Here is a 16,006-nt window from a genome sequence, read left to right as displayed (position 1 = left end):
CTGGGGCCTATTCGAGTACCACTTCGAGATCGAGGTGGCACAGCCTGCGATAAATCTCTTCCTTGCGTTCACGTACGGCATGGTTCTGCGGCAACAACTCGCAGCAGCTATGCAGTAAATGCAGCACTTCCAGCGCAAGATCGGGCTCCCAGGCGTTCAGGCCTGAGTCCTGTAATGTTTGGTCGAGTGTTTCGAGTTGGGTCTTGGCCAGTTCGTATTTCTTGGCCATGAAACACAGCCGCGCCAGGGCGAACTGCCAGAAGAATCGGACGCGTCCACCGTGGGCGCTTTGCAAACCCTGCTTGAGAATTTGCACCGCGGCCTTGAGGCCGTCCTTGCGCAAAATCGGCAGGACTTCTTCCAGCGCCACTTCCCAGGCTGGCTGGGTGTCGGCGACTTCGACCTTGCGTGGCGCACTGGCGGTTTGCAGGTGCGGCATGACGTTAGCGCTGATCCAGGCGCGAGTGGCCGGATCAGCGAACGGGGCGCCGTCATGGAAACGCAATTCGATGATGCCGGGCAGGCGCTGAATCAAAAGCGCGAAGTGGATTTCCACTTCGCGCATCGCCATCTCGGCATTCAGGCACTGGAGGCATTCCCAGACCATGCGCTGGCCATCGAACCAGAACGGCGCCTTCGCCAGGCTCGCCTCCAGCTCCACCAGCAAGTCGGCATATTTGGCCTGGTCGTATCGGTCCTGATAGGCCTTGAGCTTGTCAGCCGGCAAGCCGCGCAAAACGGTGATGTGTTCGGCATTGCGTTCGGGGACGGCGTCGATCGGTAACCACAGCAGCGTGCGATTGAGGCGCAAGGCACGCATGTCGGTGGCTTTCTGTTTGAGCCACCAGGCGCACAACGGGCGGGCGTTTTCCTGCTGCGCGCGCAACGCCTTGTGGGCTTCTTTTTCGTTATCGATCGGGGCGCCGGGGGTGAACAACTGAGTCGCGGCTTGTTTGACCTGCGCCACGGCGGCACCGACCACACCGGGTTCCGGTTGGTTGTCGGCGGCGCGCTGGACCATGGTTTTCAGGCGACGGGAGATCGGCAGCAGCAGCGGCGCGTCGTCGCCCAGGTGCTCGGTGCAGGCGGCATCGAGGCCTTCCAGATGTTCCACCAGACGGCGGAACAGCGGCAGCTGCTCTTTGATCGCGATGTTTTCGTTCAGCACCTGCTCAAGGCGCGGCACCAGCCAGCTGATGGCGGCGGCGCGGGTTCTGGCTTTGGCTGGATGAATTTCGGCCCAATGGCTCTCGCACAAGTAATGCAGCAGACCAAGACCGGCCAGCAAACCCTGAAAGGATTCACACTCGTACAGAGCCCAGGTCAGCCACGCAGCAACCCGTAGATTCTTGGATTGGGTGCGCAGTACCGCTTCACTGTCTTCGCGAATTTTGAACCAATCGATGGGTCCACGTTGGTGCATGGACGACGCTTTGGCCAACTCTTGCTCTAACGCCTCGATTTCGTTCGAAAAGCGACTGTCTTCACCCGCAAAGCTTTCCGTAAGAACAGCACATTTAGCAAGATCGAGGTAATGCTTATAGAGCGTATCCGCGTAGGACATCCAGGGCCTTCGACGTAGATTGAAATAGAGAGCCGAAGCTATTAACCCCCCTTAGTATTCCAGCGCAGATCTGGATTAATCGAATCAAAACAAATCAAAAATATTTAACGACGGGACCGGCAGCGGTAGGTCGCCGCCCACCGGCATCGCAGACCATGGAGTCGTTCAAAAGGGCAGAGGTAGCTATCCAATTTTAATATACATCAAGATTTTTAACGCAAAATACGATGTGTATCCTGCTTCAGAGCTCAGTAGGTTTTGAGGGCCGAGCCGGTCTTTTTACCGAGCGGAACACTCAAGGAAAAATTACCTACTGCGACTCAGGAAGATCAAAAAACGGCATGAGGTTGGCTTGATCAAGTTGCACGCATTCAGAACTGCGAAGATGTATGTGTGCGAGGCAAACGAGGTTGAGGGCAATCGGCCAGACCCGGCCGGGTATCGAAAGCTGACGCAATGCGGCTACAGCTCGTTGCAAAACTGTATCCGTCGACTCGCCCGTTACTTCAAAGCAGAACAGCTAGGGCATTTTTACAAAGGGCAGCACAGCTGCCCCGGTATCTGTTTCAGCGAACCTTGGAGCTCGTACCTTCCGCCTACTAGAGCGCATCGCCTTTACGTCCCTCCGCCATCCACAGTGCGGCGGTGTCGACAATTTCCGTCGTCAATTGACTCAGCCCATTCGGCGCCATCAACCGCTGACAGGCACGGGCCAGCTCCACACTGTCGCGCCAATAACCCTGACTGACCTGCATAAAGCGTTTGGCCGTGGCCCGGTCGACTTTGCCGAACAATGGCTGCAACACATAGGCTTGTCCCTCGTCGATGCGGCGCATGCGCGTCAGGTGCAAGGTCTTGGCGCCGATGCGTGAGGCCAGTTGGGCCAGGTACACCCCGGTCTGCGGCGTGCGAAACTGCCGGTTCATGAGGTCGGTGCCCATCAGCAGCAAGGCCATCCCGGCTTCATCGGCGAGAAAGCGCAGGCCTTCCAGTTGCGGCCACTTCAGGTGGTTGGCTTCATCGATGATGACCAGCCGGTTGTTGACGCGTGGCCGTAGGCGGGCAATTTGCGTGGCGGCGGTGCCTCCGGTGACGTCCAGCCCCAACGCGGCGCATAAATCAATCATCAGCGTTTTCGTCGACATGCCCTGATAGGCGCAGACCCGTACCGCGCCCAATTGCGCCACCAGATAATGGGCGATGGTGCTTTTGCCCGTGCCGGGTTTGCCGTCGATCTTACCGACGCGGTTACTGTCGGTACTCAACAAGGTCTGGGCCAAGGCCAACGCTTGCTGCACCGCTTGGGTTTCGATCAGCGTGCTCATTGTTCATCCCCCTCTACGCTGGAGACAGACGATAACGGGGAAAATGACTCCAGAACGTTTGTTGAATCCAGCCACTCCAGCTCATCGTCCGAGTCGGAGTCTCCCTGCGCACTTAACAAGGCATTGGGCGGCGTGAGCCATTGCGAGGTGACGGTCGAGTGATGGCCTGCGCGAACGGGCAGCGCTCGGGCTTGATGCGCCTTAAGCGCCTGCAACATGCTGGACATGCTTGGCGTTAGTTCGATGCGCGGGCCTTGCGGTATGTTCGGGGCGGGCTCTACTAGTTCGGTGCGCCGCTGCATGGCCTGTTCCAAGTCCAGGCGCACGGTGTTGCCGCGCAAATCATGGATATGCCGTTTCATCAGTTGGTGGCGCTGCGCTTGGATACGGGGACCGTCCGGGCCAAAGAAGGCGAAATGCTGCGCCTCTTCGGCGGCGCAAATCAGCTGGTTATGCTCATCGAAGACAAACAGGTAACGCTCATCCCACTTGGCAAAGCGGATGCGCAGGCGCTTGCCGTTGTGTGCCACCAGCTTATCGTCATAGTAAGTCTTACCGTTCCAGTTGACGTAACCGCCGCCCTGAATCAAACGGGTCTCTTCGCAGGAAAAGGCCACGCGCAACGCCAGCGGATCAACCTGCGGCGCGCCGCTCCAGCCGCCCGCAATGGCCGCGCTCAGTGCCTGATTCGGACTTTGGCCCTTGAGGCTGCGACTGAAAGGCTGGGCACGAGCATGGTAATAGGCCAGGGCCCGATCGAACGATTGGTGAAATGCGGCCCAGTCCCCCGGATAGGGGTGCGGCTCGCGTCCGACGTTATGCGTCTTCTGCCGCATGCGGTTACCGCCAATCCAGCCGGGTAGCATGCTCAGCACCTGTTGCTCGAGCAGGGCAAACAGCCCCTCGATGGGTTTGGCCTGGGCGTTGTACGGGCGCGCGCGCACCACCGCCGGGTATGACGCGTCATTCAAGCGGGTGTCCAACGTTGTGCCGGTCAGGCGGTTGAGCTGGGCAAAACCACTCATCATGTCCTGCCAGCCGTATTCGGCGCCGTTGTCCAGGTACAGCTGACGCGGCAAGCCCCAGGCACTGCACATGGCGGCGAACGACTGGGCGACATGGATTTGTTTGACGCCTTCGCCTTTTTCCAGCTGGATCAAGGTGACGTGCAGGCGCTGGGTGGCCACGTCCATCCAGGCAATGGCCCGAGGCATGACCGCCGAGCCGTCGGCGCGGGTCAACCGGATGTCGATGGGGTGAACATCGCCAACAATGATATCCATCGGCTTAAGGCCGTCCCGGTGACGGCGAACGCGCGGCACCATGCGGTCGAAGAATTGGCGCGCATCCTTGTCGTGCATCGCCACCAGTGCATAACGACGATAATGCTCTACGTAGCTGCGGCTCAATTGGCACTGCTCCAGCGTCACCTCCTGCCAGCCCGCTTGCAGGGACAAGTCGTACAGAGCGGCGCTGCCGAGTTCTGCCACGGTGCGATAGCCCGGCGCGCCAGCTGCCCATAGAGAGCGCACCTGTTCGGCCAGTTGTTCGGCGATCAGCTGTTGCGCTTCGACCGACAAGGGGCAGGAGTTGTACCAGCGGCGGGTGATGCCGACGACTCGGTGTCCTGCGTCCCGTCGCGGGCGGCGCATCAGCGCAGTAAGTCCGGCTCCTTCATAATGGGCGACCCAATGGTAGAGACTGTCGAGGCTGACCCGACGACGGCGACCGTCCGGCGTCTGATGGTCGCCGCCCGACAATATACGTAACTGTTCGCCACGGGCGTTGGAGTGTTTCGGGTAGGCCAACGCCGGTTGGATCAGTCGCCATTTCCACAGAGCCAGGTCGAGGTGTTTGTTGGCTTGGCGATCCTGCGGATGGGGCGCATCGGGCAAAGACAGGTGACGCGAAACAGGCAGTGAGGGCGGCACGGGCAAGGGACAGGCTTCAAACCACTGGCGGCAAAGCTCAGGGGGCAGGCTGTCGGCGCGAACTTCGTACTGGGGAGTACTCTGCGCATCACGGTCGGGCATCAAACGCACGTGCAAGGTATGACCGCGCCACGGTTGGCCAGTGCCTGACTGGGTCAGTATCTGATGGGCGTAGTGGATTGACAAGTTGAGCAATGAGGCGAAGGCGGCAGCGTCAAGCCATAGAGTTGAAGCACAGCACACTGTCGTGAATGATGCTGAAAAAGTTTCGGACGAAGAAACGGAGGCCGATAATGCAGGCATGAAGGGTTCCCATTTATGCGGTTTTATTCTCCGTCTCCTAACGTCAATTAGGGTGGACGAAGCCGTGTGGGTTGACGTGCCGGTAATGGGAACCGGTGCTTCCGAGGAAGCCCACACACGACCCGTCCATTAGGGGCGCCGCGTTGCGGACACAAAAAAACCGCTTTTTGCGGTATTTGTACCGACCATTATTCCAGAACGTCAATTCCAGTTCGCTGGATTTACAGCGACGGCGCAATTTAACGCGGCCTTCGGGTCAGAGCAAGTCTGAGCCGTCGAAAAAAAATTGGCAGAGCAATTATTTCAGGCGCTCCAGGCAGCGCGATTTAATCTCACCAGTTTTTCGTGCGTGACGCAAAATGGACGTCACGCTAGATTAAGTGTAACGCACTATTTTAGATGAAATCAGCGCATCAGGAGCGACAAGCTCACTGTATTCCCACCATTTTATTGGCCGGTCGGTGTCAAGCGAACTCTGGAGTCGATACGATTTAGACGAATCCAGAAAGCTTGAACATGCATCACAATGGGGGACACAATTCAACCATCGTCGTCTTTTGACGCGCAGTGAAGGATGCGGCGCTTTTGCGCAGGCATTTTTGATCCAGAACCCCCCTTTGCTGTAGAGGGATTTCCCTACTTGCCCGGCTTCCGGAATCAGTTTTAATTTGCATTGCAAGTCGGCGTACATGCACATGGGCAGGCACACACTACAGCGGCAAGTGCGTCGACTTTGATTTTCCCAGTAGGTTTTGGCCCGCATTCCTCTGCTCCAGGGGTGCGGGCATTTTTTCGCCTGCGTTTTTCATCGTTTATCAAATGAGGGTTTTACCTACTTGCAGGGCCTTGCCAGGACGGATTAAATCAGCGCCGAAAGACAACAGCACAACGTTCTTCCTCCCTCTCTCGTTGTACTGGCCATACTGGTTATATGGCCGTCTTTCTCATTAGGTAAGGCACGGTTTAGCCCGTATCCGAAAAGGATACGGGTTTTTTTGGAGATTTAACGCGGCGGTTAAACTAATTGTCCGTCGACGGCGATGAAGTATGCCGTTCGCTCGTCGGAGTCGTGCTCACGTTGACCATAGCCAGCCCCCCGGTAGACTGGCCCAGATGTTCCGGCACTTGACCAGTGCATCGGCAAAATTGCCGGCCACCACATCGGGCTATGCCCGGCACTCCTTTATGTGCTGTATGGCCAAACGACCCTGGCTCACCGGACCAAAATCAGCTTCAGCAGGTCACCATATTGTGGCCAATTCTGAATCATCTGCTGATAACGGCGAGATGCATTCGAGGTAAGACCTCTGTTGCCGATCAGTTTGGACTTGCGACCGTCGGCGAACGGATGCACCGCGTAATCGTCGAATAGCTCTAACTGACCATCGCTGCCCGTGACAATCGCGTTGTAAGCATCATCTGAACGCTTCAAATAATCTGCGCCCAACTCCGGCCAGGTGAGCATGTCGAGGAATGCCTGGAAGTTGTCACCGCCGGCAGTGATGCAATCAATTCTTGCCATGTTTAATTCATCGTCAAAATCTGGGCCACTTGGCCACGCGAGCGGAACACCGGGACGCAGATCGAACTCAGGATGATCAGCACAAACGGCGACTGTACCTGGTAAAGCCCTGATACTGATTAGAGTGCATGAAACCTTGTCGCGGTGGTGAGCACTCAAACAATCACTGTAATGCCCAGTCGGTACGATGACAATTCAAGGGGTACATTTCTGTGAGTTGATTGGCGCCGTTGAAATGCTAGGCGTGAAGTCATTCCGCTTCATCCCATGCCAGCCCGGATAGACCCACTTCAACTCGCATAGACTCAGCTCACATCTCATTGCACCTAGTTCCGGCTCATTGCGACTCATTCCACTTTCAACCGCCATATTCCGGAATATCTTCCTCCTGATATTCCGAAATAATTTGATCCACACCACCGGTTTTTTTGGTCAAGACAATCTGTCAATTGGCTCGCTCATATCGTTGCCAGTCGTCACCTTGTAGTAGTTGAATTCTTCTGCACGTAATCCTTCCACTGGTTGGTATTCCTCGGGATACAACTCGCCACCGGTAGGACCGTTTTTGCTATCGAACAGACTTAGAAACGACCCAGCCATGAAGGCGATTGCGCCTGCAAGCAGAACAAGAAACCCGACATTAGGTGCGAACAGAGTGTTCAGCACACAGAAGGCTACCAGAGCACCAATCGTGTAGACAGGAACCCTCGTGCCGGCGTTACTGCTGTGTGTCAGGTGCAATGCCCCCGAGGCAACGATCAAGGCCAAGGCGACATAGGCAAACATCTCGTAGCCCAAGGTCATGACTTTAGTGCTACCTACCAGCACGCCGGCGAACGCCAGTGCGATCGTCACCAGGTGCTTGAGCGTCCACAGTCCACCAGCAGTACGAATGCCCTCCTCCACCGCCCACAGTTTCTGGATGGGTGCAGGCAGTTGTGGCCGCTGCGCCAGTTCTGCAATCAGATCAACCACGTTCACGGCGTAGGCTGCATCAGCTTGCGAAGGGCTGCTTTTGCCAGCTACCTGGCGCAATGCGCTGATAGCGCGTCCAAAGTCGGCAGGAGCCTTGCGCAATGCATCCACGTTGAAGCTGAACAGATCGATCGTTTCTGGTGGCAGGCCCATGTAGCGCTCAACCAGTGCTTCAGCACGTTTGACTTCTGACTCAATGATCATCTTCATTGCGAATTCTCCTTTCGACTGAATACATCCTACCGCACCTGCTGTAGATGCAACCCCTGTCACTGGCTTGAGTAAGTCTGCCCGGCCAAGCGATAGGTGGATGCGACATTCTCCACCGGACTCCGATCAACGTCCTTCTCCTGGACAGGCTTGCTCTTGGCGGTAGGTAAGTACATGTCTCGCCCCTGCAGAACCTCCTGACGCGCCTTTTCGTCCTGTCGCTTGGCACGCCTTGCGTTGCGGTCGAATGACTTCAGCGGCTTGATCGTTGGTGCTCGCTCGCTGGCCAGCAAAAACACCGGAAGATTGGCTTTAATCATTGCGTCCCATCGGCTGCTTTCGGAAAACCACAGCATGCAGCGTGGGTGGGGAGCGACCATCTTGTGTTTGATAAGGATGTCGGGGTCTGAGAGATGAACAATCGAGTTGAGGTCGAAATACTCCGGGGTTTGCTCCACGGGAATGTCCTCGGCGCCGGCGCGGATTTCTGCCTTGGCCACGAGCTGAGCGCGGATCTTGCTGACAGTCACTCGCTCATTGCCGGGTGAGTGACCAGCCCACGTGAACGTAATTTGCCGTGGAGCTCCGTCGAACGCGTGTACGGATCGTTTCAGCTGGTTGGTATTGAAGCTCGCTCCCAGGGCCCGCCGCATAATCCGCGGCCGCATCTCCGGCGTCAGGTTCTGTTCTACGCGCACCAGCTCTATGGCGTCGACCAGGTTCTGTTTGCAGGCGTTGATCGCGAGTACCTGCTCGAGCACCGAGGTGGCCACCGTGAAATAGCCAGGCAAGCGCATGACCGTGCCCGGGGCCTGTCCTATATCCCGTTCGAAAGTCCCGATCGCATCGATGGCCAACTTTATGGCATCAGCACCAGTAACCTTCTCTACCAGCAAGATGTCGGGCGTTTTCTGCTCGTTCAGCAACGGCAGGACATACACCACGCCGTCGACCACTAGTGTTGGCCACGTTCGGTTGAATGCCGCAATGACAGCGGTCAGTGTTTGGTAGGCGGACTGAATTCGTTCGTACATAGGACCCCCCATACAAGATGCCTCATTATACCACCCCTGCACGGGTTTCTCTATTTACAAGCCCACCCCTTCTACCGCATCCCACTCCCACCACCTCACCGCCGACTTACCCTCACCTCCATCTCCCTTCCCTTTACCTTCCTCTTACCTTCCATCGCGCTACGCGCGGGCCGATCAGGATAGGGGGCGCGCCCTGCCCCTGCTTTTGAGGTTCAAGGCTCAGCGGAGCTCCACAGAGGTACGCAGAGAGCTTCGCGTTTAGGTGGAGGGTCAGGAAGGTCGCGGAATGGTCCGGAAAGCATGTGCAGGGGTGGTATAAAATCGCTTGTTTGTCGCCTTATTGTCGACCTATTGTTTTTGTGTTTTGAAGAGTCGAGTCCGCTTATGGAAGCCGCTCTCGGCCGGGCCGCGGGCTGCGTATTGCAGAGTTCGTGGTGACGTTGCCGCCGGCCATTACCAACGCCGATCTTGGGCGTAAACAGTGGCTTCCCTTCTGCTAATTCCAGATCGTTCCTGTACCTCTTCCCTGCCACTTATTCGAGATCGATCCGCTACTAGAGACAACCTGGTGGTCGGAATTCTCGGCCGCCGTTCGTTGAAGGCCGCTAATCGGTCCTGCTGGATTGTGGCCACCGTTCTCGCTCAGGCGATCAGTGCTCGGACCAGCCCGGTGAAAGCTGGTGATGCGGCGCTTCTTCGGTCGCCCATATCAACTGCAGCGGGTGTGGGGTACGAATCGGTAAGGTCGCAATGATTGATTGTTTGTTTGTTTGTTTGTTTGCTTGTTTGCTTGTTTGTTTGTTTGTTTGTTACTAGTTACAATCAACTTAACATTCCTTGCAAGGTGTCCCGCTGTGCGCGAATCCCCGATCTCAACTCAAGACATCGTCGACGCTGGCAATTCCATTCTCGCGGCTGGTCGCGCGGTGAATGGCTATTCGTTACGTAACGCTATTGGTAGTGGCCGGGCCGATAGGCTGATCCGGATCTGGACAGAACACGTAGAGCTGAACGGCTCGTCTGCTGCTGGGTCCATAAGCATTCCAGCCCGCGCACAAGCATTGATTTCCAGCTACGTGAAACGGCAAGAAGCCTCGGTCAACCAGCTGCTGCAGGAATTGGCAGTAGTGCTGAACGAAGCGGCTCAGTCCGCCGCTCTAGAGGAAATTGATTCCTTGAAAGCCTCGGTTGAACAACAGCGCAATGCTTTGCTTGATGCGGATTTGTTGATTGATCGTCTCGAGCAGACAAACCAGGATCTTGAAAATCAACTTGTTGTTGAACGGGACAACTCTGACCAGATGCGCACTGCCCTAGCGAGAATGGAGGATCAGGCTCGGAAAGATTCTTCTGCCCTTGATGTGTTGAACAGCCAGCTTCAAGAGGCCCAAGAGCAGGCCTCCTCTCTTCATGAGTCGCTTGAAGATGAGAAAACGGTGTTGGGTCACACTCGGGATGAAGTTCTAAAGTTGGAGGAACGTGTAGCCGGCTTAGTGGAGAAAGCGAAGCAACACGACGCGGCGTTGCTCGATGCGCGAAGGGATGCTCAAGCGTCGAGGGAGCGTGAGGCCATGGTTAACGGACAGATGCTGCAGCTTCAACGCGATCGTGATGTGGATGTCGAGTTAATAACCAGGTTACGGCTTGAAGTAGGTACTGCGGCTACCAGGGTTAGCCAAAGTGAGGCTGAGGCCAATGCGTACAAGGGGCAACTGGCTCAATTGAATGATCGAGTTGGAGGCCTGCTCTCCACAGCAGGTCCCGGTGGTTCCCATGAATGAGGTTAGCTACCAAGGCTTTAACGTTTACGCGACGTCCTGTGCTCTCAAATTTGAGATGGCCACAAACGCAGGCGGTGAGACAGTCCTGAGTATCGACGGCGCCAACAAAGCCGGCGCCGAATTTGATTGGGGCAACAAGCTGATTTTTCAGGTCACACCCAGAGAAACCACCTTGTTCCTCTGCGCGGTAATGGGCTTGGTACCTACGTTTGAAGCTTCGAACCATGGTAAAAGCAGATCCAAATCTATGACTTTGCAGAACCAGCTTGACAAAGGGGTTCTTCTGTTGAAGATGCAGGCGCCTCGCCGATCGGTCCTGGTGCCAATTACCCCTGACAAGGTCTTCGAATTGGGCTGTTTGACAATGCGGGTGCTTTCCGCGCAGGTCGGTCTTGACCCCGGTACCTGCCTCTCAATGCTTCGCGCTACTGCTGCCCGCTTTTATCATTACAAAGCAAAAGTTCCTGATCCTGGTTAAGAGCGGTTAGAAACCTGTTAGAAGCGGTTAAGGGTCTGAGAAATGGGCCTGAAGCCCTTGATCTGTATGGCTTTTCGTCTAATACCAAATACCTCACCATGAGGTTTTTTTACCTGACTATGAGGTAAAGCTACCTCACCATGAGGTAAACGTACCTCACTATGAGGTAAGTCGACCATTTACCCTTTATTTAGCTTTAAATAAGCCTCATAAGTCACTGATGTATAAGGATTATCTTTGTTGCTGCGTTTATCTGACTATGGAGTAATCCCGCCTGACTATGGGGTATCTTTTTTCTTTGATTCTGCCGCTCTGCTTAAGTCATTGATATATAAAGATATTTATATCTCTAATGCCACGTTGAGGGTAACTCGATCCGAAATATGACGGCACCTGATTTAGGGGTAAAAAAGTTCACCATGCTAAGCCTTCCTTCCCGTCCAGAGGGGCCAATCTGTCCCAATTGAAGGGTTTCCAAAGCGCCACTAAGGCCTATTTCAAGGGCTTGCAGAGCATTTCATTCATTTTTCGTAAAGACGTTCTGAGCGGGGTTTTGACCCTTTTTTCCGTTTTTTACTCCTTGGTGAGTTTCTGCTCCGCTCCCTTTTTCTTTATCTACCTCTTAATCAGGTGCTGCTCAGGCCCTCTTTACCCCTAAGTCAGCATTAGCCGGTTCGGTAGGATTTAGGGTTATGGCTGTTTTCTTCCGTGGAAATCTGCCCTGGGTGTGCGGATTGATCCAATATCAACCGCGATGCCGGCATTCTTTGTCGACGCTGCTTACTGGTTGCCAGCCCTCTTGTTTTGGTTATCAGTGGTCCTGTGACCGCATTAATACGTTTCCCTCCCCTCCTGCATCTGCGCTCAGGGAGAGGGTTACTGCTCAATCTACAGACACAAAAAACCCCCTAAGCGGGGGTCTTGGTATTTGCCTTGTTTCTCACGACAGTCACCTTGCCTGATCTGTCACAACTAGCCTCTTTTAAGAAGCCTACGGCGACGAGTTCGTTCAAGGCTTCTTTGACCATTTGCCTTGCTTTGCCTTGTGTTGAGACGCGCGATCCGGCGTGCTTTATCAGGGTATCAACGTTCAGTGCATATGGCTCACTGTGCGAGGCATAGAAACCATGCAGCCATTTGGCAAGGTTTCCGGGCAATGCCATTCGCTGCTCCCATTCAATCCTGGTGCTATAAAAGCCTCCACCAAACAAGGTGGCGATCTCAGGTTCTAGCTCTACGATCCATTCGTTATCAGCGCGTTTGCCGGCGACGTCAAAGTCATCACTGTATTCAAACTTTCTGACAAGCGAGAGAACTACACCGCGGCCAAGGCGTTCTGAGTGAAACTGAACCCCAGTTGTTTTCAATCTGGTCAGGATCGTCATCAGCCGGACGGTGTGTTTTACCCCGTATGGCCACTGAAGGTCCTTTTTCATCTGAGCTGGGCTGAAACGAATAGGCGTCCCAAGTTCCTGAAGCCGTGCCAGATGAAGCACTTGCAGCCAAACGTCCAAGTCGTCCTGGCGTAGCTCCTCCCCCGTATAGATCACTCGGGAATTGCCGTAGCTGGAAATTTCAACTGATTTCAGTTGATCACGTTGAACGTTGCGATTCCGAGCAGTAAACAGTGCGCATCGAAGCGCTTCATTTGGAGCTTCTCGAAGTTCCTCTGCCCATTTGCCTAATCGTTTTTCCGCGTTCTCCTTGGCTTCCTTGGCTCGTTGTTGTGCGGCCTTTAGGCCATCGCCTCGTCGCGTGGCAGGGGCCGCTGCTGGCTTTTGGGTTTCGGCCTGAGTTTGTGCGGCTTTACCTGATTCGTTGGTCGTGTCACCCGTCCCCTGCTCTTGTGCGCTTTGCGGATCATCTCTGAGGAGTGCGGCGGCCTGAGCTGCTTCAGCCCGCTCTCTTGCTGCTTTAATGCCATGACCTGGCTTAGATTGAGGTGTACCACCCTCCCCCTCTGCACCGCCCTGAGTGGCGAAGAGATCACCATTTCTGGGCTGTTCCGATTTGGTGTCGTTCACACTCGGACCCCCTATGCCGATTTAAGGCTTTTCAGAAACTCTTCAAGTTTTTCAAGCTGCTCGTCTGAGAACTGCGAGCGAACCAGTTTCAACTCGTAGAAGTTTTTGCTTTTCTTCGCATGCCCGAGCTTAACCTCACCGCTTCTAAGCTCGATACCTGCCGTCGTTTGCGTGGCTTGCGGAAACTTCTTCTCCAGCGACCGAGCAAGATTCTTTATCGGCGTACCGGTGCTAAGTGCTGCCTGTATGATTGAGATAAGGGCCTTTTCCAAAGCTTCTTGTGAAGTTCCGGACTCAACTTTCTCCTTAATAAACTTTACAGTTTTCTCTGCACTTGCAGCCGTGATCAGTGAGGGCTTTTTATCCAGAAGAGTATTCACCGCCACCGGAAGACTTTCGAATGCCATCATTCGATAGTACGTGGTTTGTGTCAGTCCAAATTCCTGGTGCGTGGAACTGACGCTTCCAAACTCCTTTTTGTGCCGGATTATTGCTCGTGATTTTTCGTAGTCACTTAAGTCCTTGCGACCAAAGTTTTCTACGAGCGCTCTAGCCGAACTTTCTTGGTCAGTGATATTGACCACGTGGGCCAAGATCCGGGTCTTACCCAAAATCTTATGAGCTCTTACCCTACGCTCTCCAGATACGAGTTCATAACGGTTGCCCTTCGCTCGAACTTCGATTGGAACCAATAAGCCTTGCTCATCTATCAGGCTGACCAGCTCATCAATACCCTCGAAGTCTTTCCGCGGCTGATAGGGGTTGGGGTCAACTATCGATATGTCTATGGGGCGCGCAGACCAGTATTCCGTATCAGAAACACCGGTATCTTCAATAATCTGTTTGTGGTTCGCGAAGGTTTGAGTCAGGGATCCTGCAAGTAGCGCGGAAAGCCCTGGACGGCTCGGTTTAGCACCTTTGTCGTCTGCCGCCTTTCCTGTCTTCCGGTTGGATTTACTTGTGGTTTCGCTTTGTGCGCTCATTATCTAGAGCCCCCTGTTGTTTCGGCAACATAGACAGCAAGTTCCCCATATTGCTTCGTAACTTTGTTGTTGCGATCAAGCATTCGTAAACTTCTGCTTATCGCGATCGACTGATTCACTTTACTTGTTTGAGAAATCTTTACTGGGACAACAGTTCCGAACATCTCAATCGCATCTCGTTCATTCTCCTGACATAGCGTCAGTCGCGAATCGTGCTTAACCAACAGTGCACCAAGAAAGCTTAGATCTGGATTGATTTTCTTAATTCTATTGATTCTTTCCTGGAGGTCAGCGAGTCCGTAAAGACCATACGCTGCGCCCGACTCTACAGGAATAATGTAGTGCGTTGCGGCAGCGAGTGCATTCATAGTCAGAAGCCCAAGATTAGGTGGGCAATCCAAAATAATGTAGTCGGCCACACCCATCAATGGGGCAATACGTGCCTTTAGAACTTCGTTGGGTCTAGGGTCTTCCTGTTTGATAATGTCAGGAACAGTTTCGAGGTTAAGAGAGCCATATATCAGGCTCACGCCTTCAATTTGTGTGGTCTCAAAGATAAACGCGTTAAGGCTGGCAGATGGGTTCAATAACAGTTCAGCGAGATTGTGTGTGACCTTTGCTGGATGCTCTGGGCCAATATGCTTCGATGCGTTGGCTTGCGGATCCATGTCGATGAGTACGACGTTATTGGACCCGTTGAGCTGAGCGAGGTGGTCCGCAAGGTTTATCGACGTGGTTGTCTTGGTTACACCGCCTTTGTGGTTAGCAATGGCAATGATCTTTGTATTAACGACACGTTCTGCCATTTTCAACTCCTAATGAAAGATTCCAGGTTTGCTACCTGTTCATACATCGTGAGAGGCATTATGCAACATCACGACGCTTAAATTCTTGGAAAACGCTATTTATTTTGCTGTATCGTTTTTAAAGAAGGTCTGCAGTGACATGATCTTAGACCACATCTCCCATTCGCCCAGCCTTATTCACCCTCCTCTCCCCCGCTTCTTTGCCTAACCTAATCGTATTTGCTGGCCTTGGTTTGCAAGAATTCCTCGTCCATTCCCACGGTGGGAATGGCGTGGTGCCTATCAAGGCCTTGATTCACTTGGGCTCTCTCGTTTATAGGTCTTAATCCCTGCTATATCGCCACCTTCGGATGCTTCCAACGCTTGATAATGGACCGGGGTGGCGTATTTACATTGGATGGTATTCGCTGGTTTGTGCGATGGACGGTACCGACCATTGCTCACTGCTACTGTGAAAATGTAGGGCGAGCGCCCTTTCATTTGCTATCTGGTTGGCGGTTCCCAGCACCCTCTTTCCAGCTCTGAAGATGCTGTGGGCAACCCGCCGTGTCACGATCTCGCAATTGCGTTCTCATTCATTGGGCTGCTCCGCGATGGTGCTTATTCCCACGGTGGGAATGAAACGGTTCGACGCCGGCGTCGGAGGCAATTACCACGGTTGGAATGGATCGCCTCGCGGCGCCCAGTTTCTTGATAGGTCGGGTCCCGCATCGTGCTCATTCCCACCGTGGGAATGCTGTGGAAAACCGCCCTTCACGATCTCGCAACTGGGTGCGCGCGTTGGGCTACTCCGCGGTGGTGCTTATTCCCTCGGTGGGAATGAAACGGTTCGACGCCGGCGCCGGCGGCAATTGCCACGGTTGGAATGGATCGCCTCGCGGCGCCCAGTTTCTGGATAGGTGCGGGTCCCGGATCGTGCTACCTCCCACCGTGGGAATGCTGTGGTCACCCGCCCTTTCACGATCTTGCAATTGGGTTCATGCGTTGGGCTACTCCGCGATGGTGCTTATTCCCACCTGGGAATGGAATGGATCGCCCCCGGGCACCCAGTTTCTGAATTGGTGCGGGTT

11 protein-coding genes are annotated in these 16,006 nt (G+C 54.4%); 2 read left to right on the top strand and 9 right to left on the bottom strand.

Translation table 11 applies throughout. From position 1 onward, the window contains the following. Positions 1-7: 7 nt before the first annotated feature. The 6 genes from tssA to ACIPL2_RS08690 all read right to left on the bottom strand — a co-directional run bounded on the left by tssA (position 8) and on the right by ACIPL2_RS08690 (position 8,864). On the bottom strand, positions 8-1,564 hold the full coding sequence (gene tssA / locus ACIPL2_RS08715) for a type VI secretion system protein TssA (protein ID WP_401354996.1): 1,557 nt from the start codon (positions 1,562-1,564) through the stop codon (positions 8-10). Between the two features lie 599 nt (positions 1,565-2,163). After that, positions 2,164-2,889: an AAA family ATPase gene (locus ACIPL2_RS08710; protein WP_401354993.1), complete on the bottom strand. Its 726-nt coding sequence runs from the start codon at positions 2,887-2,889 to the stop codon at positions 2,164-2,166. Further along, a complete protein-coding gene (locus ACIPL2_RS08705; RefSeq protein ID WP_401354991.1) occupies positions 2,886-4,922 on the bottom strand; it encodes a Mu transposase C-terminal domain-containing protein in 2,037 nt (678 codons plus the stop codon). The genes ACIPL2_RS08710 and ACIPL2_RS08705 overlap by 4 nt, the downstream gene beginning before the upstream one ends. Before the next feature lie 1,414 nt (positions 4,923-6,336). Further along, the gene (locus ACIPL2_RS08700; protein WP_401354988.1) at positions 6,337-6,645 is read right to left on the bottom strand and encodes a hypothetical protein; all 309 of its coding nucleotides are present in this window, start codon (positions 6,643-6,645) and stop codon (positions 6,337-6,339) included. A 432-nt stretch (positions 6,646-7,077) separates the two neighbouring features. Then, a complete protein-coding gene (locus tag ACIPL2_RS08695; RefSeq protein WP_401354986.1) occupies positions 7,078-7,830 on the bottom strand; it encodes a hypothetical protein in 753 nt (250 codons plus the stop codon). Between the two features lie 59 nt (positions 7,831-7,889). After that, positions 7,890-8,864: a replication terminus site-binding protein gene (locus tag ACIPL2_RS08690; protein WP_401354983.1), complete on the bottom strand. Its 975-nt coding sequence runs from the start codon at positions 8,862-8,864 to the stop codon at positions 7,890-7,892. Positions 8,865-9,718: 854 nt separating this feature from the next. On the opposite strand from ACIPL2_RS08690, the gene ACIPL2_RS08685 reads away from it, so the two are divergent. Beyond that, positions 9,719-10,645 (top strand): hypothetical protein, encoded by a 927-nt coding sequence (locus tag ACIPL2_RS08685; protein ID WP_401354980.1) that lies wholly within the window; start codon positions 9,719-9,721, stop codon positions 10,643-10,645. After that, positions 10,638-11,123 carry a hypothetical protein gene (locus tag ACIPL2_RS08680; RefSeq protein WP_401354977.1) on the top strand — a complete coding sequence of 162 codons (486 nt, stop codon included), beginning with the start codon at positions 10,638-10,640 and terminating at the stop codon, positions 11,121-11,123. The genes ACIPL2_RS08685 and ACIPL2_RS08680 overlap by 8 nt, the downstream gene beginning before the upstream one ends. Before the next feature lie 908 nt (positions 11,124-12,031). Here ACIPL2_RS08680 and trfA read toward each other — a convergent pair. The 3 genes from trfA to ACIPL2_RS08665 are packed head-to-tail and all read right to left on the bottom strand — an operon-like array spanning position 12,032 to position 14,936. Then, entirely contained in the window at positions 12,032-13,147 is a 1,116-nt protein-coding gene (trfA, locus tag ACIPL2_RS08675; RefSeq protein ID WP_401354975.1) for a plasmid replication initiator TrfA, read from the bottom strand. An 11-nt stretch (positions 13,148-13,158) separates the two neighbouring features. Continuing rightward, positions 13,159-14,130: a ParB/RepB/Spo0J family partition protein gene (locus tag ACIPL2_RS08670; RefSeq protein WP_401354972.1), complete on the bottom strand. Its 972-nt coding sequence runs from the start codon at positions 14,128-14,130 to the stop codon at positions 13,159-13,161. After that, positions 14,130-14,936, bottom strand: a complete 807-nt coding sequence (locus ACIPL2_RS08665) for a ParA family protein (protein WP_401354970.1) — start codon at positions 14,934-14,936, stop codon at positions 14,130-14,132. The genes ACIPL2_RS08670 and ACIPL2_RS08665 overlap by 1 nt, the downstream gene beginning before the upstream one ends. Positions 14,937-16,006 lie beyond the last annotated feature (1,070 nt).

Source organism: Pseudomonas sp. NPDC086251, assembly GCF_044746405.1.
Lineage (GTDB): Bacteria > Pseudomonadota > Gammaproteobacteria > Pseudomonadales > Pseudomonadaceae > Aquipseudomonas.
This window is presented reverse-complemented; position numbering and strand designations above follow the sequence as displayed.

Coding starts and splice junctions, on each gene's coding strand:
- tssA (WP_401354996.1), bottom strand. CDS start 1,564: ATGTCCTACGCGGATACGCTCTATAAGCATTACCTCGATCTTGCTAAA.
- ACIPL2_RS08710 (WP_401354993.1), bottom strand. CDS start 2,889: ATGAGCACGCTGATCGAAACCCAAGCGGTGCAGCAAGCGTTGGCCTTG.
- ACIPL2_RS08705 (WP_401354991.1), bottom strand. CDS start 4,922: ATGCCCGACCGTGATGCGCAGAGTACTCCCCAGTACGAAGTTCGCGCC.
- ACIPL2_RS08700 (WP_401354988.1), bottom strand. CDS start 6,645: ATGGCAAGAATTGATTGCATCACTGCCGGCGGTGACAACTTCCAGGCA.
- ACIPL2_RS08695 (WP_401354986.1), bottom strand. CDS start 7,830: ATGAAGATGATCATTGAGTCAGAAGTCAAACGTGCTGAAGCACTGGTT.
- ACIPL2_RS08690 (WP_401354983.1), bottom strand. CDS start 8,864: ATGTACGAACGAATTCAGTCCGCCTACCAAACACTGACCGCTGTCATT.
- ACIPL2_RS08680 (WP_401354977.1), top strand. CDS start 10,638: ATGAATGAGGTTAGCTACCAAGGCTTTAACGTTTACGCGACGTCCTGT.
- ACIPL2_RS08670 (WP_401354972.1), bottom strand. CDS start 14,130: ATGAGCGCACAAAGCGAAACCACAAGTAAATCCAACCGGAAGACAGGA.
- ACIPL2_RS08665 (WP_401354970.1), bottom strand. CDS start 14,936: ATGGCAGAACGTGTCGTTAATACAAAGATCATTGCCATTGCTAACCAC.